At 55.9% G+C, this 21609-nt stretch carries 23 protein-coding genes; 15 read left to right on the top strand and 8 right to left on the bottom strand.

Annotation, left to right across the window (positions count from 1 at the left end):
- Window positions 1-23 precede the first annotated feature (23 nt).
- From Q7U76_12290 to Q7U76_12280, 3 genes are all read right to left on the bottom strand, one after another.
- Window positions 24-515 (bottom strand): hypothetical protein, encoded by a 492-nt coding sequence (locus Q7U76_12290; GenBank protein ID MDO8357161.1) that lies wholly within the window; start codon window positions 513-515, stop codon window positions 24-26.
- A gap of 130 nt (window positions 516-645) precedes the next feature.
- Window positions 646-2838 carry a glycine--tRNA ligase subunit beta gene (gene glyS, locus Q7U76_12285; protein ID MDO8357160.1) on the bottom strand — a complete coding sequence of 731 codons (2193 nt, stop codon included), beginning with the start codon at window positions 2836-2838 and terminating at the stop codon, window positions 646-648.
- 18 nt (window positions 2839-2856) lie between these two features.
- Window positions 2857-3798, bottom strand: coding sequence for a glycine--tRNA ligase subunit alpha (locus tag Q7U76_12280; protein MDO8357159.1), 942 nt, complete (start codon window positions 3796-3798; stop codon window positions 2857-2859).
- A gap of 262 nt (window positions 3799-4060) precedes the next feature.
- On the opposite strand from Q7U76_12280, the gene Q7U76_12275 reads away from it, so the two are divergent.
- The 10 genes from Q7U76_12275 to Q7U76_12230 all read left to right on the top strand — a co-directional run bounded on the left by Q7U76_12275 (window position 4061) and on the right by Q7U76_12230 (window position 13104).
- A complete protein-coding gene (locus tag Q7U76_12275) occupies window positions 4061-4495 on the top strand; it encodes an Rrf2 family transcriptional regulator (GenBank protein MDO8357158.1) in 435 nt (144 codons plus the stop codon).
- 2 nt (window positions 4496-4497) lie between these two features.
- Window positions 4498-5331: a sulfite exporter TauE/SafE family protein gene (locus Q7U76_12270; protein MDO8357157.1), complete on the top strand. Its 834-nt coding sequence runs from the start codon at window positions 4498-4500 to the stop codon at window positions 5329-5331.
- Between the two features lie 465 nt (window positions 5332-5796).
- Entirely contained in the window at window positions 5797-6237 is a 441-nt protein-coding gene (locus Q7U76_12265) for a fibronectin type III domain-containing protein (protein ID MDO8357156.1), read from the top strand.
- Between the two features lie 172 nt (window positions 6238-6409).
- Window positions 6410-8275: a transketolase gene (locus tag Q7U76_12260; GenBank protein MDO8357155.1), complete on the top strand. Its 1866-nt coding sequence runs from the start codon at window positions 6410-6412 to the stop codon at window positions 8273-8275.
- Window positions 8244-8975, top strand: coding sequence for a Crp/Fnr family transcriptional regulator (locus tag Q7U76_12255; GenBank protein MDO8357154.1), 732 nt, complete (start codon window positions 8244-8246; stop codon window positions 8973-8975). Before Q7U76_12260 ends, Q7U76_12255 begins: the two co-directional genes overlap by 32 nt.
- A 183-nt stretch (window positions 8976-9158) precedes the next feature.
- A complete protein-coding gene (locus Q7U76_12250) occupies window positions 9159-10109 on the top strand; it encodes a multicopper oxidase domain-containing protein (GenBank protein MDO8357153.1) in 951 nt (316 codons plus the stop codon).
- Window positions 10110-10197: 88 nt separating this feature from the next.
- Complete coding sequence (locus Q7U76_12245; protein ID MDO8357152.1) at window positions 10198-10569, top strand: hypothetical protein; 372 nt, start codon at window positions 10198-10200, stop codon at window positions 10567-10569.
- A gap of 78 nt (window positions 10570-10647) precedes the next feature.
- Window positions 10648-11244 carry a hypothetical protein gene (locus Q7U76_12240; protein ID MDO8357151.1) on the top strand — a complete coding sequence of 199 codons (597 nt, stop codon included), beginning with the start codon at window positions 10648-10650 and terminating at the stop codon, window positions 11242-11244.
- 2 nt (window positions 11245-11246) lie between these two features.
- Entirely contained in the window at window positions 11247-12332 is a 1086-nt protein-coding gene (locus tag Q7U76_12235) for a transporter substrate-binding domain-containing protein (protein ID MDO8357150.1), read from the top strand.
- 16 nt (window positions 12333-12348) lie between these two features.
- A complete protein-coding gene (locus Q7U76_12230; GenBank protein MDO8357149.1) occupies window positions 12349-13104 on the top strand; it encodes a DUF3365 domain-containing protein in 756 nt (251 codons plus the stop codon).
- 163 nt (window positions 13105-13267) lie between these two features.
- Here the strand turns inward: Q7U76_12230 and Q7U76_12225 are convergent, their stop codons facing one another.
- From Q7U76_12225 to Q7U76_12205, 5 genes are all read right to left on the bottom strand, one after another.
- The gene (locus tag Q7U76_12225) at window positions 13268-13876 is read right to left on the bottom strand and encodes a GPR1/FUN34/YaaH family transporter (GenBank protein ID MDO8357148.1); all 609 of its coding nucleotides are present in this window, start codon (window positions 13874-13876) and stop codon (window positions 13268-13270) included.
- 35 nt (window positions 13877-13911) lie between these two features.
- Window positions 13912-14322 carry a response regulator gene (locus tag Q7U76_12220; protein ID MDO8357147.1) on the bottom strand — a complete coding sequence of 137 codons (411 nt, stop codon included), beginning with the start codon at window positions 14320-14322 and terminating at the stop codon, window positions 13912-13914.
- Between the two features lie 138 nt (window positions 14323-14460).
- A complete protein-coding gene (locus tag Q7U76_12215; protein MDO8357146.1) occupies window positions 14461-14661 on the bottom strand; it encodes a hypothetical protein in 201 nt (66 codons plus the stop codon).
- A gap of 36 nt (window positions 14662-14697) precedes the next feature.
- Window positions 14698-15303: a carbonic anhydrase gene (locus Q7U76_12210; protein ID MDO8357145.1), complete on the bottom strand. Its 606-nt coding sequence runs from the start codon at window positions 15301-15303 to the stop codon at window positions 14698-14700.
- Window positions 15300-15548, bottom strand: coding sequence for a hypothetical protein (locus tag Q7U76_12205; protein MDO8357144.1), 249 nt, complete (start codon window positions 15546-15548; stop codon window positions 15300-15302). Before Q7U76_12205 ends, Q7U76_12210 begins: the two co-directional genes overlap by 4 nt.
- A gap of 327 nt (window positions 15549-15875) precedes the next feature.
- Here Q7U76_12205 and Q7U76_12200 point away from each other — a divergent pair, with 327 nt between their 5' ends.
- From Q7U76_12200 to Q7U76_12180, 5 genes are all read left to right on the top strand, one after another.
- On the top strand, window positions 15876-17447 hold the full coding sequence (locus Q7U76_12200) for a hypothetical protein (GenBank protein MDO8357143.1): 1572 nt from the start codon (window positions 15876-15878) through the stop codon (window positions 17445-17447).
- A gap of 444 nt (window positions 17448-17891) precedes the next feature.
- Complete coding sequence (locus Q7U76_12195) at window positions 17892-18914, top strand: sodium-dependent bicarbonate transport family permease (protein MDO8357142.1); 1023 nt, start codon at window positions 17892-17894, stop codon at window positions 18912-18914.
- A gap of 32 nt (window positions 18915-18946) precedes the next feature.
- The gene (locus Q7U76_12190; GenBank protein MDO8357141.1) at window positions 18947-19264 is read left to right on the top strand and encodes a hypothetical protein; all 318 of its coding nucleotides are present in this window, start codon (window positions 18947-18949) and stop codon (window positions 19262-19264) included.
- Between the two features lie 128 nt (window positions 19265-19392).
- The gene (locus tag Q7U76_12185) at window positions 19393-20151 is read left to right on the top strand and encodes a DUF3365 domain-containing protein (GenBank protein ID MDO8357140.1); all 759 of its coding nucleotides are present in this window, start codon (window positions 19393-19395) and stop codon (window positions 20149-20151) included.
- A gap of 22 nt (window positions 20152-20173) precedes the next feature.
- Entirely contained in the window at window positions 20174-21181 is a 1008-nt protein-coding gene (locus Q7U76_12180; protein MDO8357139.1) for a hypothetical protein, read from the top strand.
- Window positions 21182-21609: the final 428 nt, after the last annotated feature.

The following is a 21609-nucleotide window of genomic DNA, read 5'->3' as shown; positions in this document are numbered from 1 at the left end:
CTCTCCTTCGCGTTGAGTTCAGTTCAATGGACGAGTGATGCCCCTTGGCCGGCGACGGATTCGAGACGCAGCCGATACCGGCTGACCAGATACCATTTCGCCACCAGCCCGAATGCAATGACGGCCACGACAAACAACATCAATATGAGCAACCGATAGTCGGCGCGAACTCCCCGATCCACATAATACTGCCCGTCAGGCCCTTGCCGAAGCTTGATCTCCCGTTGAATCAGATGCGTCTTGCCGGAGGGATCGGACAGATTGATCCATTCCGAGCAGAGACGGACCGGGTCCGTTGCCCCTGCGACGGATTTCCAGCCGAGCCGGAGACAAATATCCTGTTTAGAGTTAAACACATCGGGAGTCGCTGCCAGCTCATCAAGGTTAATCCCACTGGCCCATAACCCGATCAGAACGATCGCATTGCAGAGAATCATGATGGCAAGAGACACGCCGACCGTGAACCGACGGATCTTACTCGCCCGACGCTGGTCGTCTGACAATGCGTGATCCATCCCCTCACCCGACCGGTTGATCTCTCTCAATAGGTGATCTGGATGAGTCTCCTATTGCGCGCGTTCAACGAGGGCCTTCCCAGACCGCGCGTTGCGCGAGCACGGGGGACTCACCGGGACCACCTATTCTCTACCCACCTTGTACCACAATCTGCGAAAAGTCCGCGAATGAGTTGAAGAAATCATCCACTTCTTGGAGCAACGACAACCGATTACTCCGGACGGCCTGATCCTCTGCATTGACCATGACTGCCGCAAAGAACGCATCGATGGCGGGCTTCAAACGTACCAACGCATCCAGCGCCTGGCTATAGTCACCCCGCTTCATCCCGGACATAAGTTTGTCCCGCTCATCCACCGTAGCCTGGTACAGCGCCGACTCCGCAGGATGCGCAAACCGCGCGTTATCGACCGGCTGACGATCCCATTTCTCTTTCTCGACGAGACGGTGCGCGCGTTTGAAGCCGACGATCAATGGATCGAATTCCGGCTTGGTGGTCACAGATTCAAGCGCTTTCATTCTCTGCACAAGATCCACGAGGTCGAGCGTCTTGCCCTGCGCCTGCTTGAGTACCGCTTCGATGACATCGTCCCGCAACGCATGGACAACCCTGGCATAGTGCCGAACCCGTTCGAAAAGAAATTCTGTCATACGGCGTCGGCCATCTTCGGCAGAGTCCGCCCCCCCTTTGAATCCATCACCGATGACGAGGTTTCTCGCGGTATCGACATAACTCCCGAGATCGATGCGCAGGTCTCCCTCAAGAATAATCCTGACAACGGCCGTGGCATTCCGGCGCAGGGCAAAGGGATCTTCCGATCCGGTCGGCACGAGTCCCACATAGAAGAAGGCCGCAATCGAATCCAGCCGATCGGCCAACGACAGCACTTGACCTGCGATGGTCTTGGGCAACTCGCCTTCAATCGAACGAGGCAGGTACTGCTCTCTGATGGCCTGACTCACCGCCTCGGATTCACCGTCATGCTTCGCGTACTCGCCCCCCATAATGCCCTGCAGCTCAGGAAATTCACCGACGACACCCGTAAGAAGATCCGCCTTGCACAGCTCCGCGGCTCTCTCGCAAGCCTGTTTGAGCTTGCCGTCCTGCGGTCGCAGCGTCGACGCGATGACGCCGGCCAATTTCTTGACCCGTTGCTGTTTTTTCTCCATCGTGCCGAGCTTCTGCTGAAATGTGACCCCGGCCAGCTTCGGCACCCGGTCCTCAAGTTTGACCTTCCGGTCTTCGTCAAAAAAGAACTTCGCGTCGGCCAGGCGCGCAGCCAGGACCCGCTCGTTGCCTTCGCGAATCAATCCCATATCTTTGGCTCGATTGTTCGTCACCGCGATGAAATGGGGAACGAGCTTCCCGGTTTCTTTGTGCATCAAGGAAAAGAACCCCTGATGTTCTTTCATCGAGGTAATCAAAATCTCTTGCGGCACTTCTAAATAGGCAGGCTTGAAGGAACCGATAATGGCGTTGGGACATTCAGTCGTATAGACCGCCTGATCCAACAAATCCGCATCGACATTCAACGAGAATCCGGCTTTTTTGCAGAGGGTCGCAATCTGTTCTTCGATCATGTGGCGGCGACGCTGGGGATCTGGAGTGACGCCTTGACGTTCAAGCCCCTTCAGATAGGACCCGGAGTCCCGAACCACGAGCCCCTTCGAGCTCCCTAAGACGCGATGGCCTAGAGTCTTGTTGCCGGCGGTAATCCCAGTTGCTTCGATCGGAAGCGTGGCCCCGCCATAGACCACCACCAGCCACCGCACTGGACGAGCAAACCGAACGCCGGCGGTATTCCATTTCATCGCTTTTGGAAACGACAGTTTCGCGATCAACAGTGGAAGGAGTTCTCCCAGAACCACCTTGGCTGGGCGCCCCAGCTCTTGCTTCACCGCAAACAGATATTCCCCCTTCGGAGTCTGACGCACTTGCAGTTCATGAACCGCAACCCCTTGCCCTGCAGCAAATCCCATTGCCGCTCTGGTCGGCTGACCGGCTGGATCGAACGCCACCGACTTTGAAGGCCCCATCGCTTCCTTGGCCATCGAGAGTTGCAAAGTCGCCAGGCCCTCAACCACTACGGTCAATCGTCGTGGCGTTCCCAAGGTACGAACAGATTGAAACGCGAGGCGGTGGTCCTTGAATAACTGTTCAGCCGCCTCTTTCAATGTTGCCAACGCAGGCGCGATGAACTGGTAGGGCAGTTCTTCCACGCCGATCTCAAGTAACAACTCAGCAGCCTTCACAGAGGAAGGGCGGCTTATTTTTTTCGCAGGAGGGACAGGACGGCGAGACGATTGAGTCTTCTTTGTCATGAATTTCTCTGTCGTTCCTTATGAGCGGCGGGCCGTAGTTCTCACGCGCGACGCTGCCGACTTCGCTCCATCACGCCCCCCGCCTCGATTGAGCAGCGGATGCCCCATCGCCGCTCGTTCTTCAATATAACGTTCGGCACATTGGCGCGCCAGCGCACGAACCCTGGCGATATAGCCTGTACGTTCTGCCACGCTGATGGCTCCACGGGCATCGAGTAGGTTGAAGAGGTGCGAGGACTTGATACAGAATTCGTAGGCCGGAAGGGTCAACCGCTTCTCGCGATTTGCCAGCAGCCGTTTACATTCTCCCTCGAACGATTGAAACGTGGCCATGAGCATCGCCACATCGCCTTCTTCGAAATTATAGGTCGAGAACTGCACCTCGGTTTCGTGATGGATGTCGCCATACGTCACTGCATCGTTCCAGGCGAGGTCGAAGACGTTATTCACTTGTTGCAGATACATCGCGATGCGTTCGGTCCCGTATGTGATTTCAACGGTAATGGGGTTGAGTTCAATCCCGCCGATTTCCTGAAAGTAGGTGAACTGCGTGATTTCCATCCCGTCGAGACGCACCTCCCAGCCTAGGCCCCAGGCGCCTAACGTAGGAGACTCCCAGTCGTCTTGAATGAACCGGATGTCGTGCTGCTTCGGATCAATCCCCAATTGGGCCAGACTCTCCAGATACAACGCTTGGATATTGTCCGGAGCCGGCTTCAGCACAACCTGATACTGGTAGTAGTGCTGCATACGATTCGGATTTTCGCCATATCGCCCATCAGTGGGACGACGACAGGGTTGGGGATAGGCAGCTCGCCAGGGTTCAGGACCAAGGGACCGAAGAAATGTGGCTGGATGGAAGGTCCCGGCACCCATTTCCAGATCATAGGGTTGCTGGATCACACAACCTTGGTCGGCCCAATAATGATGCAACGTGAGAATGAGATCCTGGTAGTTCACAATCGGTCCTGCGAGGTGGTGAAACTGTTGCGTGAGCCCCTGAGCGAAGGAAGAAGCTAACAGGAATGCGCACAAGCTGTCAAGAAACAATCCCTCTATGATCAAGGAGTTGCATCAGTATAGGCCTCCTGATTTGGCCTTAAATCTTGACGAACTTGCGGGAGTGACAGCGATTGATCTCCACCCGCCTGCTCTTGACGTAGCCTTATCAGTCCTCTATTGTCTTTATACTTGATTGACTCACTCGGCATTGCCTATTCCCATGAAGCTCTCAAAAAAAAGCGAATACGGCCTTCGCGCGCTGCTGGAACTCACACTCTTCTACGGCAAAGCAACGCTCCAGCGGCACCAGATCGCAGAGCGCCAGCATATCCCCGTCGAATTCCTTGAGCAGATCCTGCTTGCACTAAAACGAGCCGGCCTTCTCTCGAGCCGTCGAGGGATGAAGGGTGGCTACGCGCTCATTAAACCTCCAGGAGAAATCACCCTCGGACAAGTGATTCGCATTTTGGATGGCCCCCTCGCTCCCATCGGATGTGTGAGCAAGACGGCCTATCAAAAATGCGCGGACTGCCCCTACGCCGAGCATGCCCAATGTCCGGTGCAGCACGTGATGGGCACCGTGCGTGACGCCATTGCCGGCATCCTGGACCACTATACACTCGACGACTTCGCCTGCGGACATCACAAAGGATAATTATGGATGTAGTCGTACTAGTACTGATCACGTTCATAGCCGCCACCGTCAACGGGGCCCTCGGATACGGATTTTCTTCGATCACGGTTCCCGTCGCGCTGCTGTTTTACACCAACCGTATTCTGAATCCGGCGTTGGTCCTGGTGGAATTAGTGATCAATGGGTACGTCCTCTTCATCAACCGCAAAAGCGTCCCGAACATTTGGTGGCGCGTGGCGCCCATTTTGATCGGCCTCCTGATCGGTGTCGCGATCGGTAGCTATATCCTCTCCCTTGTCCATCCGTCCTGGGTCAAATTTGTGACCTACTTTATGCTGCTGCCCTTGATTCTGCTTCAGGCTGCCGGTATCAGAAAGCCCATCAAAGCCGAAAAGGCCATCGCAATCCCGTTCGGAGTAGGAATTGGAACCCTCTATTCTGTGACGACGATCTCAGGCCCTCCTCTTGCGCTGCTGTTCAACAATCAAGGGTATGCGAAACAGGATTTCCGGGCCGCGCTGGGCGTCATTCGAGTAGGGGAAGCGGTCATGACGGGAATCGCCTACTACTTCATTGGACTCTATAGCGCCGAGAGCCTGGAAATCATTCCCTACATCATTCCCAGCGTCCTGCTGGGAATTCCCCTGGGAAGCTACCTCATCCGTTTGATGGACCCTGAAACCTTCAGACGAATCTGCATGGCCTTCGATGCCTTGATCGTCGCATTCGGCATGTCCCGAGTGCTGATCGAGTTAAACCTGGCCACCGCCGTCACCACCTACAGCATCCTCTCCATCGTGATGATCCTGAATGCATACTTACTGTTTCGCTACTTTCGAGATAGAACCGTCCCATAGGGGGTAGAACTTGGCAGCGGCCCTCTAATTCACTCGCCAGGCCCCTGTTGCCACTCCCATTTTCACGCAACGCGATCCATACTCACATCCCCACACCACCTCGGCTAGCGATCGCTCATCCTCTCCATGCTGACTCCACCTGGCAGACACTATCTGCCTAGCTATGCCCATCTTTCATCCGAGTCGAGCTAGATCCAACTGAACTCGCCTGTGCCTCACAGAAATCCCTCTCTTCACTCTTCGAATCGGACCTGAGTCTGTATGGTCTCCCCTGCAGACTCTACAGATCATATTGTTTTGACCGACGATACATCTGTAATTTTATTATGTTAAATCAACATCTTACATATATTAATTCTGGCACGTTCATTGCTCATGTCAGGATACGATCTCCTTCTGCCTGCATCACGCACGAAGCAGACAACACCTACAGCACAGAACAAGACACGATTCCTGGAGTAGTACATGACCTCATTCAGCAAGCCTCAACTACGCCTCACCACATTTTTCGCAGGTCTGCTTCTTAGTATGGCCTCGCTGCTGACTGGATGCGGCGGCGGCGGAGAAACTGGCAGCGACCCAAGCGTCACTGTAACTCCAGGCAGTAGCGCTCCCGGTAGCAGCAGTGGAGGGTCGGCACCGGTGGCAGGAGCAACCGCATCTCTCGCATGGAGTCCGGTCCCGGACCCCTCCGTCATGGCTTACTTTGTCCATTACGGCCGTCAATCACCAGGTCAACCTGGCAGCTGCGCATATGAACAATCGCAGTACGTTGGCTCCCCGTCGGCCACGATTACTGGCCTTGAGCCCAATACGCTCTACTACTTTACAGTCAGTGCCTATAACGGACTCGAAAGCGCCTGTTCAAGTGAAGTATCGACCATCACGCCTCCTTCCTCCGTGTAGACCAACTGACCGCCTGAATAGCACCGTTAATCCTCCCCCATCTGCACAGATCCTTTCATTGACTCCCATATTTCATTTTTGTTAGCCTCAAGTCCCGCCGCGTTGCAACCGATCTCTGAACTAGAGAAGTGTGTGCCGGCTTCCTCGGTTTTCAATCCTGAAAGGAGCTCCGATGGCCAGTTCAGTCGTTTCGCCCGATATCCTGAATGCTCTCCATAATAAGGCCACGCAGCTCCGCATCGAAAGTGTTCGGGCGACCAGCGAAGCCGGAAGCGGCCACCCCTCAAGTTGCTGCTCTGCTGCCGAGATCGTGGCTGCCCTCTTTTTCACTGTGATGCGGTACGACCCAAAGAATCCGAAGGCCATCAACAGCGATCGATTCGTCCTCTCAAAAGGGCATGCCGCTCCCCTGCTATACGCCGCCTGGGCGGAAGCAGGCCTCTTTCCGAAAAGCGACCTTTTGAAGTTACGCACCTTGACTTCAGACCTTGAAGGACACCCGACGCCCCGCTTGTCGTTCGTCGATATGGCAACCGGTTCATTGGGCCAAGGCCTCCCTGTCGGCATCGGCATCGCCCTCAATGCAAAGTTCGTCGACAAGCTCGATCACCGAACCTATGTCTTAATGGGCGACGGAGAGTCGGTTGAGGGATCCGTCTGGGAAGCAGCAGAAGTCGCACGCCACCATGGATTAGACAACCTCTGTGCGATTGTCGATGTCAATCGACTCGGTCAAAGCGATCCCACGATGTTGCAGCATGACATGGAGGCCTATCGTGCACGCTGGTCTGGATTCGGCTGGCATGCCATCGTCATTGATGGACACGATCTCTCTGCTGTCGTGAACGCATTCCAAGAAGCCGCAACCACCAAGGGCAAACCGACGGTGCTGCTCGCCAAGACCTTTAAGGGTCGCGGTCTCTCGTTTATGGAAAACCACCCCAGCTGGCACGGAAAGCCCGTCCCCAAAGGTGAAGAGACACAGAAGGCGATCGATGAACTGACCAAACAGCTCAAACCAAGCTCAATTTCGCTCTCTAGTCAGAAACCCGCACAGCCGGCACCGAACGCTACCGCCACCAGCGCGCTGCCACCGTCACCCTATAAGCTTGGCGATTCCGCCGCGACGCGCGAAGCCTTCGGTGTTGCACTCGAAGCCATCGGCGCAGCAAACCCCTTGGTGGTCGGACTCGATGCCGACGTGAAGAACTCAACCTATACCGACAAATTCGGCAAGAAATTTCCAAATCGGTTTTTTGAAAACTTCATCGCCGAACAAAACATGCTTGGCGCGGCAGCAGGACTTGCCGCCTGCGGCAAGATTCCCTTCGTCGCAACCTTTGCGGCATTCTTCACCCGCGCCTACGACTTCATCCGGATGGCGGCCATCAGCCAATCGAACATCAAACTGGTGGGCACACACGTCGGCGTCAGCATCGGCGAAGACGGCCCCTCGCAAATGGGACTCGAAGATATCGCGATGATGGCGGCCCAACCAGGCGTCGTCGTCCTCTATCCCTCAGATGCCACCTGCACCTACAGACTGGTCGAAATAGCGGCCGCTCACAAAGGAATGGTCTACCTCCGCGCCGGAAGACCTAAAGCGCCAGTCATCTATGGACCAGAGGAGCGTTTTCAGATCGGCGGCTCCAAAGTCCTTCGCCAGAGCGCCTCGGACGTCCTCACGATCGTCGCAGCGGGCGTGACACTCTTCGAAGCGCTCAACGCCTACGATCAGCTCAAGGCGGCTGGAATTTCCGTACGAGTGATCGACCTCTACAGCATCGCACCGATCGACCGCACAACCTTGATCGACAGTGCCCGAGCCACCCAAGGACGTATCCTTACGGTGGAAGACCACTATGCCCACGGAGGGTTAGGCGACGCGGTCCTCAGTGCGGTTGGACCAGAAGGGTTACGAGTACACAAACTTGCGGTTCGGGTCATTCCACACAGCGGAAAGCCGGACGAACTCGTGGATCACTTTGGGATCGGAGCACGCTCGATTGTCGAAGCGACCAAGCAAATCACCAAGTAAGCCGTCTGGTCCAGTCCTTCCTCAAGGGCTGGACCACATTCCCCTCCTGAACATCCTGTCCATCGCGGACCGCCAACGCGTGCTCCAGGAATTGACCGAAACCCGTTACGGCAAACACGACTACATCTTCCGCGAAGGCGACCCCACCGAATACTTCCACATCGTCAAGGAAGGAACCGTCAAGTGCGTGAAGTCCACGCCGGAGGGAAAGGAATGTACGCTGAAGATGCTGATGCCGGGGGATCTCTTCTGTTGCGACGCGGCCGCGTTCGATGGGACGGCTCATCCAGGCTCGGCCCAGCCCATGGGAGACGTCAGCATTCTCCGGATGAAAAAGAAATCCTATTTCGAGATGCTGCGGCGAAATCCCGATGCCGCGATGGAAGTCATTAAATACCTGGGCAATCGTTTGAACGAAGCACAGGAGAAGACTAAAGACCTCGCGCTCGACCGCGCCGACCAACGGCTCGCCTCCTTGCTCGTGGACCTTGCAGCCCGTAACGGCATTGCAGATCAGAATGGAATCCGCCTGACGGTTCGGATGACCAGACAAGACATGGCCAACATGGTGGGGATTACTACAGAAACAGCCATTCGCATCATGAGCCGATTCAAGCGCGACCGGTTGGTCTCCGGTACCGCCAACCGCCTCCTGATTCGCGACCTCAAAGGGCTGAAAGCCCTTGCCTCCGCCTCATAATCTCGCGCGTCGCACCCCTTTCAGCACGATTTTCATAAACATGACATATGTCATGTTTATTGCCATCGGCCTAGCGTATGGTGATTCGGCTAACATTTAGGATTTGTAACCTCTGAATGCAGAGGACCGTTAGTTCACACGACCACGGATCCATCCATTTTCAACCAGAGAAGGAGAGAGACCATGCAATCATCGCGACACCACTATGGCACTCGTGCCATCCTCACGGGCTTACTCGTCGGAGGCCTAGCCCTCTCGGCACCGGCATGGGCCAAGACTCATGACATCGCTATGACAGCGGTGGAATCGGATGTCGTCATCGATGGGAGCGGAGAGAAGTATGCCGCCTGGACCTTCAACGGAACCATGCCGGGGCCAGTCGTCCGCGTCACCGAAGGCGACACGATCAACTTTACCCTGACCAACCCCGCCACGAACAAGAATCCTCATGCCATGGACTTCCATGCCGCAGAAATCGACTTCCTAAAGAACTATCGGGCCATCAATGCCGGCGAAACCATCAGCTATACCTTCGTCGCCAAAAAACCCGGTATTTTCTTCTACCATTGCGGTGCGCCTCCGATGATCCAACATGTCGCCCGCGGCATGTTCGGCGCCATCATCGTCGATCCGAAAGATACGAAAGCCTGGGCAAAAGCCGATCGCGAATATGTCCTCGTGCAGTCCGAGTTCTTCAAAAATCCCAACGATGTACAGGCCATGTTCGACCGAAAGTTCGATGGAGTCATGTTTAACGGCGGCATCTTCAAATACCACCCGTTCGTGACCGGAGGCGGCAAGCTGGATGCGAAACCAGGCGAGCGAGTTCGAATCTACTTCGTCAACGCGGGCCCGAACGAGTTCTCCGCCTTTCACCCGATCGGCGAAATCTGGGACAACGTCTATGAGAGCGGCAATCCGGCCAATAATCTGAAGGGTGTGCAGACCTATGTCGTCGGCCCTGGCAGCGCAGCCACATTCGACGTCGTGGCTGAATCAGCCGGCGCCTACCCACTCGTCACACATTCGCTCACGGGTGCGCTACGCGGCGCCATTGCGGTATTACTGGTGGGACCAGACGCCAAGGACGCACCACTTATGCCGATGGTGCCCTGGGTACTGCCAGCGAAGTAAGCGGCAATGGCAGGGAGCGAGCCGCCGTTGGCGGCTCGCTCCCTGCCATTGCCGAGACAAAGAGCATCTCGCCCATACATATCAAATCATGTTGAACGTCGTATCAGCCAGGTTCGCACTCCTCACAGCCATCTGCACGGCCACGCTCCTCCTCCACTCCCCTATTTCGGCCGCCCCACCGAAAGAACGCATTGCCCTCATGCTGTCAGGCTCACAATGTCAGGAGGCACAGCAGACACTCGAACCCGTCTTGAGGCAAACCGAGGGAGTCTTCGCGGTCGATGGCACCAGCGTTCCGGGACATCTGCTCCTCGATGTCGAGGAGGGAAAAATCTCAGCACAGGACATGCTCAGGGTCGCTCAGACAACACTCGGCACCGCCCTTTCCTGCCAGATCGAAATTATGCAATCATGCATCACCGCCCCGAAGCATATCGGGGCCGAGGCATCCGCTCAATAACATTCGCCTCGAAACCTACCGTAGCGCATGATGCAACAACGACTGACACCTGCTGAGCCGTATCGGCCCCATCGCCTCATGCGCTACCTCTCAGTCATAGCCCTCAGCCTCATAACCTATCTGCTCGCCTCACCGGTCAACGCTCAGGACTCGCTCCTCGAATGGCTCCCTATCCGGCCATTCAACTTCGACATCACATTCAGCCAGCGGTCATTCGCTCCCGACAATCGCGTCATCGGGATCCAAGGCGGGATCACGGCATTGCGTTATGGCGATTTAGAAGTTCGAACCATTTACCAATACTACAGCAATCACACGCAGACCTTTACGACGGATCAGAACTCGTTGTATCTCAATCCCCGATGGAATAACTTCATCGATATTCTGGACTTCCCAAAGGGGATGCCGATCAATCGCGTAATCCGGCATGTCCTCTTCGGCCCCCTCGAAGACCGGGCCGTTCCCTATCTGGGTCTGCTCGGAGGCGCCACACTCCCCGGTCCAGGCAACACATGGCCGGGACATCTCATCGGCGGTCAAGTCGGCGTCAGGTTTCCGGTCGGGCGGGGCGTCTCAGTCGACACGGCCATCCAATATACTCAGTACGGAATCGATTTTCGCGGTGAAGCCGGACAGACCCAACAATGGTTGATTACGACAGGGATTCGGTTTTGAGCATGTCTCACACATTGCGAACGACCCTGGAGGCTCCACGACATGAGGCCGGAACCGGCGCGCCGTTCATCGGGATGTTGCGCGGCTGGGCGTCACTGTTGCTCATCGCGTTCATGCTGCAGGGCTGTGGGCTGGTGATAGATGCGGTCCAACTGCTGCATCCCGTCGCCACGAACGAACTCGATGCGATCTGCGCCAGGGGCCAGATCCGCGTCGGCATGGCAGTTGAACCCTTTCAGCCCTTCGTGTTCCCGGCCATCTATACAGACGAAGGGCTACGCGTCACAGGACTCGATGTCGAGCTCGTGCGCGAAATCAGCGCGGCCCTCTCGCAACGCTGCGGCAACAAGGAACCGATCGTGCCGACGCTACAACTGATTCGTTTCCGAAACCTCTTCATCGAACTGACGGAAGGCAATCTCGACTTGTTTGTGTCTTCTATCAGCGCCAACGTGGCAGCACCAGGACGCATCGGCCTCGCCTATTCGAACCCCTACTTTGATGCCGGAGGCATCGGTGGCATCACTGTACGTCCTGACGTCGCTGAACGCGTGAGTGCGTCTATCCGTCGCTCTGAGCGAGTGGCCGATGCACATCTCATGTCCGAGGCCCTTGCAGGGCTGACCGTGGCCGTTCAAGAAGGCACCAGTGCCCAATTCTATGCGGAAGCCAATCTGAAAGGCATCACGCTCGTGCTCTGCGACTCACTTCCCGCTGCCTTCGAGTCCCAACACCCACCGATCGACCTTATTCTTGGAAAAGAACCGGTCCTCAACTATACGGTACGCCGGGTCCGCAAAGATTGGCAGCTCCTCACAGTGGGAAATGGTAAGCCGCTGATCCTGACCCGTGAACACTATGCAATCGTCACCGACGAGGAGAGCTATCGGTTACGACGGTTCCTCAATGACCTCCTGTTCCGGCTTGATGAATCGGGCCGGCTCACCGAGATGCGGCAGCGCTGGCTAGAGGAAAATTACGCCTATCCTCGCCGGGCCGCAACGGAAGGGCTTCCGTTTGCCGCAGAGAAAATGCCTCAGCATTACGATCAAGGCCAATGCCGACTGGCCGACACCCGGTCACGATGAAAGAAAGGGGACTCCGATGAACAGCCTACGATTTGCCGCCATCACGGGAATGCTCGCGATCCTCACCCTCGGAGCCGTAACCCCGAGCACGAGCTGGGCGGTCGATCGTGCTGAGGCGGAGGAGACCGCTCGACTCTTAGCCAAGTTACTCAAAGCGGGCCGGCTGGTCATCGAGCGGAACCAACTACTGATTGACGATCAACATAAGGGAGACAAGGGCTTTACACCCGAAGTGTTTGAACAACAACTTGTTCGGGAGTTTCGCGAACAGACCAACATTGATCTCGCAAAACTGCACAACACGACGGTCGTAGTGCCCCCCCTTGCCAAAGAGCTATTGCCGGCGTTCGTGGTCGCCAGCAAAGAAGTAGTCCGTGATGCCCAAGTCGTCATCAACCAGCGGGGGATTGGGTACAAAAATTTTATTCCAGCCACTTACGGCAGCCAGGCCGCTGCGCGATTCTCCAAACACACACGCGTACGACTCAAGCAAACCACCTTACAACCACGCAATCCAAAAAATGAACCGGACGAATACGAGGCCTCGGTTCTGAAGTGGCTGTCTGGACGTCCTCGAGCCGAAGCCTACGTCAGCGAACTCACCGATCAAGGCCAAACCTTGCGGGTCGTCATGCCGATCTATTATGTACCGGCCTGCCTCAGCTGCCATGGTGAGCCAAAAGGCGAGCTGGATATTTCCGGATACCCCAAGGAGGGCTACATGGACGGTGACCTCGCAGGAGCGATCACGGTGACCCTGACTCGGCCCTAGCGTGAGGGATTCCGCTCGATAACCGCCAAGACTCTACCCAAGCGCTCCCTAATTCCACGAGCTTTCGCTGAGTGACCGAGAAAATTCGGCGGCTTTCTGAGCACCAGGCCTCCATCAGCAATGTCATAAACACTCATCAGACATTGTAAAACCAGGCTCCCGGCTAGCGCACAGCCTGAATGGCTCTCGCTCTCCGGGGCAATAGCGGCGGTCCGAGCGGGACCAGTTCATGGCCGTTAAAAGACAAGGTGACACTCCCTACCGCATGATAAAGAGCCATCAGGCCCACAACAAGGTGCCCGATTCCCGGAAGAGTTTCTGTCAGTAGACCCAGGGAGGCAGGAACGGAGAGAAACGACGTCGCCGCGATCATTAAGAAGAGAAGACAGATCGTAGTGCCCCGATAGGCCGTAAGATACACCACGACGGCCGAGCACATGAAATAAACGACATTGAGCTGCCCGTACAATATCGGGCTAAGCTGGACGCCAATGCTCACGCTCACCAGCTGGGCCATGCAGGCGGCAATCGAAAACAATCCGTACGTCATCAACGCAATACCGCAATATGGCTCGTGACTGCGGAACATAGCCATGCCGGCAAGGAAGGGCATCAGACCGCCGCAGACGAAGACGATGACCAGTATTCCGATATGATTCCGCTCCGGAATTTCGCCGAGCTGCGCAAGACCGAGGGTGAAGGCGCCGACCGCCAGGCCGAACAACCCCATCGCCAGCGCGTCGCTCCGTCGTGGATGTGCCTCATTGGCCATGGCCATAACCTCGTATATATCCTCGCACACCTCTGCTAGGCCTGAACTTCATGAGAAGCGGTCCGCGCGGAGACCTTCTCGATCGCCTGGCGAACCAACGCGACCAGTTCAATCCGTCCGTACGGCTTCTTCACCCACGCATGGGCTCCCCTTCGGATCGCGAGCTCGATCCAACTTGAGTCCTCGCCCGAGACCAAAACCACCGCGGTCTCTGGCCAAAGGAGCTGGCACATCGTTAACAATTGCATCCCATCAAACCGTGGCATGCGATAGTCGGAAATGACGACCTCGAAATGTCGCTTCTGTAACTCTTGAACCGCCTCGAGCCCATCACCTGCTTCAAACACGTTGTACCCTTCATACGTGAGTAGAGCCGAGAGCAGCGCTCGGACATGTGTATCGTCGTCGACAACCAATACTCGCTGTCCATAGCCATCTGGATACATGATGACGCCTCCTTCACTGCATGCTGCATGCGTGTATCAAACCTATCGGACGCTGGTGAAAGCGGGTGAACAGGTAGCGCCGGCGACACCTCCCGTCAGGATTCACTTGACGCCTCCCAGGCAGAATCGACCCAACGATCAAGAGACCGACCGGCGACAGAAAACCGTGGCGCTCTTGACGACAGTCGGCTTAAGATGGCGACTCCGGTTGGATTCAATCATGGCATCCTCGATATTGCCGCAATTCAAGCAGCGCACGGCATCTACCCGTTCGCTCGTCCCGTGGGGATCTGAGAGCTGTTCCGCCACCACACATCCGTTACACCGGACACAGTTCATCGCAGCCTCTCTACCAGGGTATGGTGCGCGCCCTGCCTACGGGGCCATCAGCTCCGACGACAGACAAGGTTCGTCTCCACCTGTGGCATTAGATTGGATCCACTGTTCATTCAGCTGGTAGAGCCGATGGTCCTCTACGCGATAGATCAACGGAACAACCGGAAGAGTGGGATATCGGCCTCGGAGCCTCCTGGCTTCAGCAACCAAGAAGTCGACTTCATTCCCGATTTCAAACATGGCCACAGAATTCATGAAGTGGGCCTCCGCCCATTCTCGTTGCCACCCGCCTCGCCGAACCAGTCCGGATATGAATAACTCCCGTCGATCCATCAGATTCACCATGCCGCAGCTCGTATGACCGACCAGCGCGATCGCGGAGACTCCTCCGATCGCCACGGCATACGAGATCTGAAACTCGCTATATCTCAAATTGCACCCCGCCGAGCGAATGATATAGGCAAAGTTTTCCGGGAAACTCAGCCGTTCACGATGGTCCATACACATCCCTACTAAAACTTCTGCCTGACTGTAGGGGCTGTGAGTCGCTCCCATATTGTGGTAGCGAAGGAGATCCTCGATCGGTGTGCCCCTGACCTCCGGCGAGATGTCGGCCAATGATTCGATCGGTCTCAATACAGTCACCTGGTCCTCCCATCGATTCGCGCGTTTGCGTCCTCCGCACGGATCTCGTAATCCCACGGAAGAGGAGCCAGGACCACGAGGCCTTTCTCCTGTAAATCATGCAGCACCTGAAACAGCGTCTGCCATCTACACTGAGGTAAAGCAGACGAGAGCAGCGTAAAGGTCACCCGGCGATGCTGCGCCACCAGTTGATACACCGCGTCTTCAATTTCTCGCATCGTGACAGAAACCATGTGACCAGCCATCTTGCGTCAGCCCCTCATAGAGAAACCTCTCTCGACAACTCTGCAATATTTAGTCCGTCCTCATACGAATCCTGCGCCGTAGGCTAACGGCTCGACTGCAGTGGGCAATTCAGAAGACTCCGTGGCACAGCGCGCGCAAGACGCGCCGAATAATCCATGCGCTCTCGCTGTTTCGCACTGTGCGGTCTGTGCGGATCCGCTCGACTCCAAAATCAATCCTCCAGCACACAAGCAATCCCACGCGCGCTTCCACCATTCTCAGATGGCATTGTCCTTGCTGGAGGCCTCTGCACTCACATCAACCACACATCGTCTCAGGAGAAATTGATGGCCATCACGTGCCGAGCTCGAATCGCGACGGGACAAGTTTTGGCTGGGACAATTGCTCTCCTCCTAGTAACGCTCATGCTCTCTCAACAGAGTCTCGCGGGGGGAGACGATCATCGTGCACTACGACTCCTCCTGGACAAAGGCATCATCACCCAACAGGAATTCGATCAGGCCTTCGAAGAGGAGCAACGAACGAAAGCCGAAGAAGCACAGCGCATGAAGCAGGCGGCGGCCATCACGAAAAACGGGCTGCAAGTCAAATTGGGAGGCTTCGCCGAAATTGACTTTATCGGGGATAGCACGCGGAGCTATGAGGAAATCATCGGCAACCGACCGGTCCTGCGAAGCAATACGCTGGGCGGAGCCAACAGCCTATTTCAAACCAGCCCGAGAAACAGCCGAATCACACTCGATGTGCGAGCCCCGGAGCGGGATAGCATCAAAAGCCGCTTTTATGGATCGATCGACTTCCTGGGGAACGAGCCGGCGATCGGCAGCCCCGGAGTGTCCAATCTCACGTTGCGGACCAGCCCGGATGCACGCATTTTCCAGATGTACTTCCTGGTGGAAAGTCCAGCGGTCGATGTGAAGATCGGGCAGGATTGGTCTCGGTTTGGATTCATGTCTGACTATTCGAGAGGGCAGGTGTCGGTCGCCGCGACTCCGGCAAATATGTTCAATCGATGGATTCAAGCCAGCCTGTCTAAGCGACTTCGCGTGACGGATACCCTCTCCCTGACTCCCGTCTTCTCCGTAGAGCGTCCGCCACAACCCGATGCCAACCTCCCCTCGTTCGTTGCGGGAGTTCAGGTCGCCTATCACGGCTTGCTTGCGCCCTATACCGGTTCTTCGACAGGCGACATTTCGCTCAAGCCGTTGAGCCTCCAAATCAGCGGGGTCGGACGGAAACTCGAAGCGAATGCTGGGGGTTCGACGAGTCCATCGGGAACCCAACCCAATCTGATTGGTCAATCATACGCAACCGGCTGGGGAATCTCCTCTAGCCTATTTATTCCGGTTCTCCCATCACGGGATGGAGAGTGGGGTCATACGGCGCACATCGTGATGGAGGGCGTCACAGGTGCCGGGATATCCGACATGTTTAACGGATTGAGTTGGGGCGTCTGCAATCCGGTGTGCGGGAGTTCCACTTCAAACAGCGGCTTTGGCGGAACGGCCTTCGGCCAGACCAATATCGATGCCGGTCTTGCAGCCGTGAGCAGTCAAACCGGCAAATTTGAAGCGATACGCTCGACCTCGATGATGGTTCATGCGACGTATTATCTCCCCGATCAAGGGAAAACGTGGATCGGAGGCGGCTATGGAACCATCTACTCCTCCAACGCCGGTGAAATGACCTGTACGGTGACAGCGGCGTTCTGTGGTGGAGCGCTCCGAACAGCACAGAGTATCTATATCCGCGACTCCACCTACTATGCCTATGTGTTCCACGATTTCACTCAGGAAATTCGAGCGGCGCTGATGACGAACTGGGTCCGTACCACCTATGCGGATGGGGCCAATGCCGAGAACCACCGGATACAACTGTCGTTCTTCTGGCGATTCTAGCGTAGACCGCGATGCCACTTGACCAACGCAGCCGGTCTATCTCTCAACATCAAAACCGCTGACTCCCGCAACCCGGCAGGAATTGGCCGATTGACCGATCTACCAGCAACAGCCCATACGATTGGCATCACGGTCACCTGTGATGGAAGCACAGTCGGATTCGCCATATACCCGGTTCCAACAGCACCCCCACTCCACATCAGTGTCGTGCTTCCCCGTTCTCAGACCTCATGATTCGCACAGAGCGGGCCGAGCGAATCCGCTCTACCTCAAAACATGACTCAAGGCAGAACCCGCCTACATCTCTACAGATTTTTGCGAAAAGCCGCTTCCGACAATGATTTCAGATCGACGCGAGCCTCATGGCCAACCGCATGTTGACGGAACAGAACTTGCGATCCCCGGTTTACGTTTGGACCAGCATGACATCGGAAGGAAAACCGAATGGTAGACCACACGTTACTCGACGCCATCGGGCATAACTTAACCGCACCAATGCCGCTTTTTTTTGCGTTGGGCATCCTAGCCACCTTGCTCCGGTCTGAACTCAAAGTCCCCGATGCCCTCTATATCGGACTGACACTGTATCTGTTAGCCGCCATTGGGTTGCATGGAGGAGCTGAAATCCGTGAAGTGGGAATCACGGCAATCTGGATGCCGATTGTCGCCTGCTTCTTGTTGGGCTCCCTGATCCCCATCGCCGGTTATTTTATCCTTCGTTATATGGGGAAATTCAGCATCCATGACTCGGCCGCAATTGCAGGCCACTATGGATCGGTCAGTGCCGTCACCTTCGCCGTGGCGACGCAGTTCTTATCCAGCCTTCAAGTCAAACCTGAGGGATATCTGTCCGCCTTTCTGGCGATCCTCGAACCAACCGGCGTGGTCGTCGGAATCTTATTGGCCCGGATCGCCCTTCAAGTGGAAATGCGGCAACAGGGTGAATCGGATGGAACCGTGAAGAGCCGCGCAGGATGGATCCGGCCCGTTTTGCACGAAGCCCTGACTGGGACTGGCTCCATCATCCTCCTAGGTGCGCTGGTCATCGGCTACATCTCAGGACCGGACGGGATTGCCGTGACCAAACCTTTCTTTGGAGATCTCTTCAAAGGCGTCTTATGTCTATTCATGTTGGAAATGGGTTTGGTAGCCGGTCGACGACTGGCTGAGGTTCGAGCCGTCGGAGCGTTCCTGATCGCCTTTGCGATCTGTATGCCGATTATCGACGGGACGATTGGGGTACTCGTGGGGGGATTTGTCGGACTGAGCGTCGGCGGCGCCACAATGTTGGGCGTCATGGCTGCGAGCGCCTCCTACATCGCCGCACCGGCCGCCATGCGCATCTCAATCCCGGAAGCCAACCCCTCGTTCTACCTCACAGCATCGCTGGGGATCACGTTCCCCTTCAATATTGCGATGGGCATCCCCCTGTATTTTTGGCTCGCAAAACAATTGTTCGGATCATGACCGGCGGAGTACGGACGAGAGGAGCACTGCATATGCCCATGGGAAAAGCAGTACTACTGACCATCATTACCGAGCGGGTCATGGAACCCACGTTGATAAACCTGGTTGAACATGCGGGCGCTCAGGGCTACACGATTGAAGATGTCGCGTCTGGATGGGGAAAACATGGCAGCCGCACAGGTCAACTCGAGAGCGACCAGAGCGTCAAAATGCTCCTGATCGTATCCACGTCCGTGGCCCAACTCATCCTCCAAGAAGTCGAGCGGATCCTCCAACCGGATTATGAAGTCATGGCATATCAGCATGAGATTGAGGTGCAGAGCCGAACACCGACTCAGCCTGAGGCATGAGAATTCGTCAGTCATTTGCAAGGCCATGCGCCCAGTGGACCCACTGTCGCATGCGAGAACTGAACAATGTCTGAAATGCGGTGCGAGGCAGTACATCGGCGTAGACCAGTACGGTGAAGGAGACGAATATGACCTGTGTTGCCAAGAAAATTTTAATGATCATGATTGCCGGTGGATTAGGCCTGGCAGGACCCTCTTGTGTGGAGGCAGGCGTCACGCCCTATCAAGCAGAAGAAACCGCACGCCTGATCGCCATGCTCCTCAGTACAGGACGAGTGGTGATCGATCGCCATCAATCATTGATCGACGATCCAAGCAAGGGGGCCAAGGGATTCACGCCAGAAGTGTTCGAGCGACAGGTCGTGAACGAGTTTCGATCCAGGACCGGTGTGGACCTGACCAAACCCGCGTCCGATCATTTGCCTCCCAGTACAACGAACCTCTTACGCGCGCTCTTAGATGCGAGCAAAGACGTGGTCGCAGAAGCCCAGCCGGTGATTAACCAACAGGGAGTCGGGTACAAACACTTCATCCCGGCCACCTTCGGCAGCCAGGTCGCCGAGCGATTTTCAGCTCGTTCAGGCATTCAATTGAAACAAACGACGCTCGAGCCGCGCAACCCGAAAAACGCACCGGATCCGTATGAAAAGGCGGTCCTTCGGCGCTTGCTGACTCAGCCCAGTCAATCCGTGACGATCAGCGAGGTGCAGACCGGAAACAACATGCTGCGAGTGCTGACCCCGATCTACTACACCAGAGACTGCCTGGCCTGCCACGGTGGACCGGCAGGACAGTTAGACATTTCCGGATATCGCAAAGAAGGAGCCGAAGAGGGCGATCTGGCTGGTGCGATCAGTGTGTCGATTCCTTTGAACGCGGTAAAATGAGAAAGTCGAGGAGGTCAATCTGATGAAACGGTCTCGTACACGTTGGGCCATCAGCCTCTGTGCAATAGTAGCCTGGTTGAGTGTCACCGTTCTGGCGGCGGCAGCGGACAGATATACCGTCAAGGACCTTGGAGCGATTGCCGCCGGCGGCACGGTTGAAAGCATCAACAACCACGGTCAATTGGCCGGAGCCGTCCCGGTCAGCCAAACCAGGAATACCGGTTGGTGGTTTGACGGGAAAAAAATCATCGATCTCGGCAATTGCGGTGGAGTGGGTTGCCGAGCCATGGACATCAACGACAAAAGCCAGATCGTAGGGAATATCGGTCGGGATGCCTTTATCTATCATGACGGCAAGTTCGTCGACCTCGCCGCGTTTGTGAGACCGCCGGGAATTGCATTGGCGGTCAACGATTCCGCTGAGGCAGTGGGATGGTACACCCTCATTCCGGTGCCCGGCTCCGATTTCCCCTCTGAACGACATGCTTTTTTGTATCGAGGACGAACACTCACTGATTTAGGCACCCTCGGAGGCAAAGAAAGTGCGGCGACAGATATCAGCAACAATGGCCAAATTGTGGGCTATGCCAGCACCTACAGCGACGAAACCCATGCCTTTCTGTACCAACATGGCAGGATGACAGATCTGGGGACGCTCGGAGGAACGGATAGTCGCGCCAACAGCGTCAATGACCGTGGCCAAATCGTGGGAAGCGCCAACATGGCTGGTTCCAACAAGGCCCATGCCTTTCTCTATGCAGAGGGAAAGATGACGGACCTGGGAACGTTAGAGGGGCAAGAAAGTACGGCTCTGGCCATCAACGAGGCAGGGCAAATCGTTGGAACCAGTGGTTCGCGCGGATTCCTCTATAGCCAGGGGAAAATGATCGATCTCACCACCCTTCTTCCATCGGGATCCGGGTGGAAGGCCCTGACTCCCCGCTGCATCAACGATCGCGGCCAGATCGCCGGGGTCGGAATCGCCGCGGACGGAAAGCCGCACATTTTTCTGATAACACCCGCCCCCTAGATCTCTTGGAATTGACCCTTGTAACGATCGAAGGCAGGGGTGGAGAAGCGTCCGACTATCTGCCAGAAGGGTATCCTCGCCCAGCGTGACCCCGCCTCGGTACTGAAAAAGCTTGGACAACATAAAGAAGCCCTCTTCAACTGAAAAAATTATGTTATCCTGTCGTCTGGCAATCTAAAATGAAGAGGGATGGCCCGCTGCCGACCCCGGATCTGGCAACTCTTAATAGTCAAACACGTATACAAAGGACTCATGCCGAGACCCTGATTGAGAACAAGGAGGATCCAATGCGTTCTGTAATTGCAGCAGTGATGTTAGCCACGATCGAATTCGGGAATCCTGTTTGGGCCTATGAAGAAATTGCCGTAACGGACGGAGGTAGCATCACGGGAATCGTGACCCTCGAAGGCCAGGTTCCCAAGCCGAAG

The sequence above is a fragment of the Nitrospirota bacterium genome, assembly GCA_030645475.1.
In the GTDB taxonomy this organism is placed as follows: Bacteria; Nitrospirota; Nitrospiria; order Nitrospirales; family Nitrospiraceae; genus Palsa-1315.
Note: the sequence above shows the minus strand (reverse complement) of the source record. Positions and strands in the feature narration are given on the sequence as shown.

Bases quoted from the DNA above. Each gene is read 5' to 3' on its own strand.
- Q7U76_12215 (MDO8357146.1), bottom strand. From the start codon at position 14,661: ATGAACTGTGTCCGGTGTAACGGATGTGTGGTGGCGGAACAGCTCTCA.
- Q7U76_12260 (MDO8357155.1), top strand. From the start codon at position 6,410: ATGGCCAGTTCAGTCGTTTCGCCCGATATCCTGAATGCTCTCCATAAT.
- Q7U76_12185 (MDO8357140.1), top strand. From the start codon at position 19,393: ATGACCTGTGTTGCCAAGAAAATTTTAATGATCATGATTGCCGGTGGA.
- Q7U76_12250 (MDO8357153.1), top strand. From the start codon at position 9,159: ATGCAATCATCGCGACACCACTATGGCACTCGTGCCATCCTCACGGGC.
- glyS (MDO8357160.1), bottom strand. From the start codon at position 2,838: ATGACAAAGAAGACTCAATCGTCTCGCCGTCCTGTCCCTCCTGCGAAA.
- Q7U76_12190 (MDO8357141.1), top strand. From the start codon at position 18,947: ATGCCCATGGGAAAAGCAGTACTACTGACCATCATTACCGAGCGGGTC.
- Q7U76_12270 (MDO8357157.1), top strand. From the start codon at position 4,498: ATGGATGTAGTCGTACTAGTACTGATCACGTTCATAGCCGCCACCGTC.
- Q7U76_12245 (MDO8357152.1), top strand. From the start codon at position 10,198: ATGTTGAACGTCGTATCAGCCAGGTTCGCACTCCTCACAGCCATCTGC.
- Q7U76_12265 (MDO8357156.1), top strand. From the start codon at position 5,797: ATGACCTCATTCAGCAAGCCTCAACTACGCCTCACCACATTTTTCGCA.
- Q7U76_12235 (MDO8357150.1), top strand. From the start codon at position 11,247: ATGTCTCACACATTGCGAACGACCCTGGAGGCTCCACGACATGAGGCC.
- Q7U76_12230 (MDO8357149.1), top strand. From the start codon at position 12,349: ATGAACAGCCTACGATTTGCCGCCATCACGGGAATGCTCGCGATCCTC.
- Q7U76_12275 (MDO8357158.1), top strand. From the start codon at position 4,061: ATGAAGCTCTCAAAAAAAAGCGAATACGGCCTTCGCGCGCTGCTGGAA.
- Q7U76_12220 (MDO8357147.1), bottom strand. From the start codon at position 14,322: ATGTATCCAGATGGCTATGGACAGCGAGTATTGGTTGTCGACGACGAT.
- Q7U76_12200 (MDO8357143.1), top strand. From the start codon at position 15,876: ATGGCCATCACGTGCCGAGCTCGAATCGCGACGGGACAAGTTTTGGCT.
- Q7U76_12240 (MDO8357151.1), top strand. From the start codon at position 10,648: ATGCGCTACCTCTCAGTCATAGCCCTCAGCCTCATAACCTATCTGCTC.
- Q7U76_12225 (MDO8357148.1), bottom strand. From the start codon at position 13,876: ATGGCCAATGAGGCACATCCACGACGGAGCGACGCGCTGGCGATGGGG.
- Q7U76_12290 (MDO8357161.1), bottom strand. From the start codon at position 515: ATGGATCACGCATTGTCAGACGACCAGCGTCGGGCGAGTAAGATCCGT.
- Q7U76_12205 (MDO8357144.1), bottom strand. From the start codon at position 15,548: ATGGCTGGTCACATGGTTTCTGTCACGATGCGAGAAATTGAAGACGCG.
- Q7U76_12195 (MDO8357142.1), top strand. From the start codon at position 17,892: ATGGTAGACCACACGTTACTCGACGCCATCGGGCATAACTTAACCGCA.
- Q7U76_12180 (MDO8357139.1), top strand. From the start codon at position 20,174: ATGAAACGGTCTCGTACACGTTGGGCCATCAGCCTCTGTGCAATAGTA.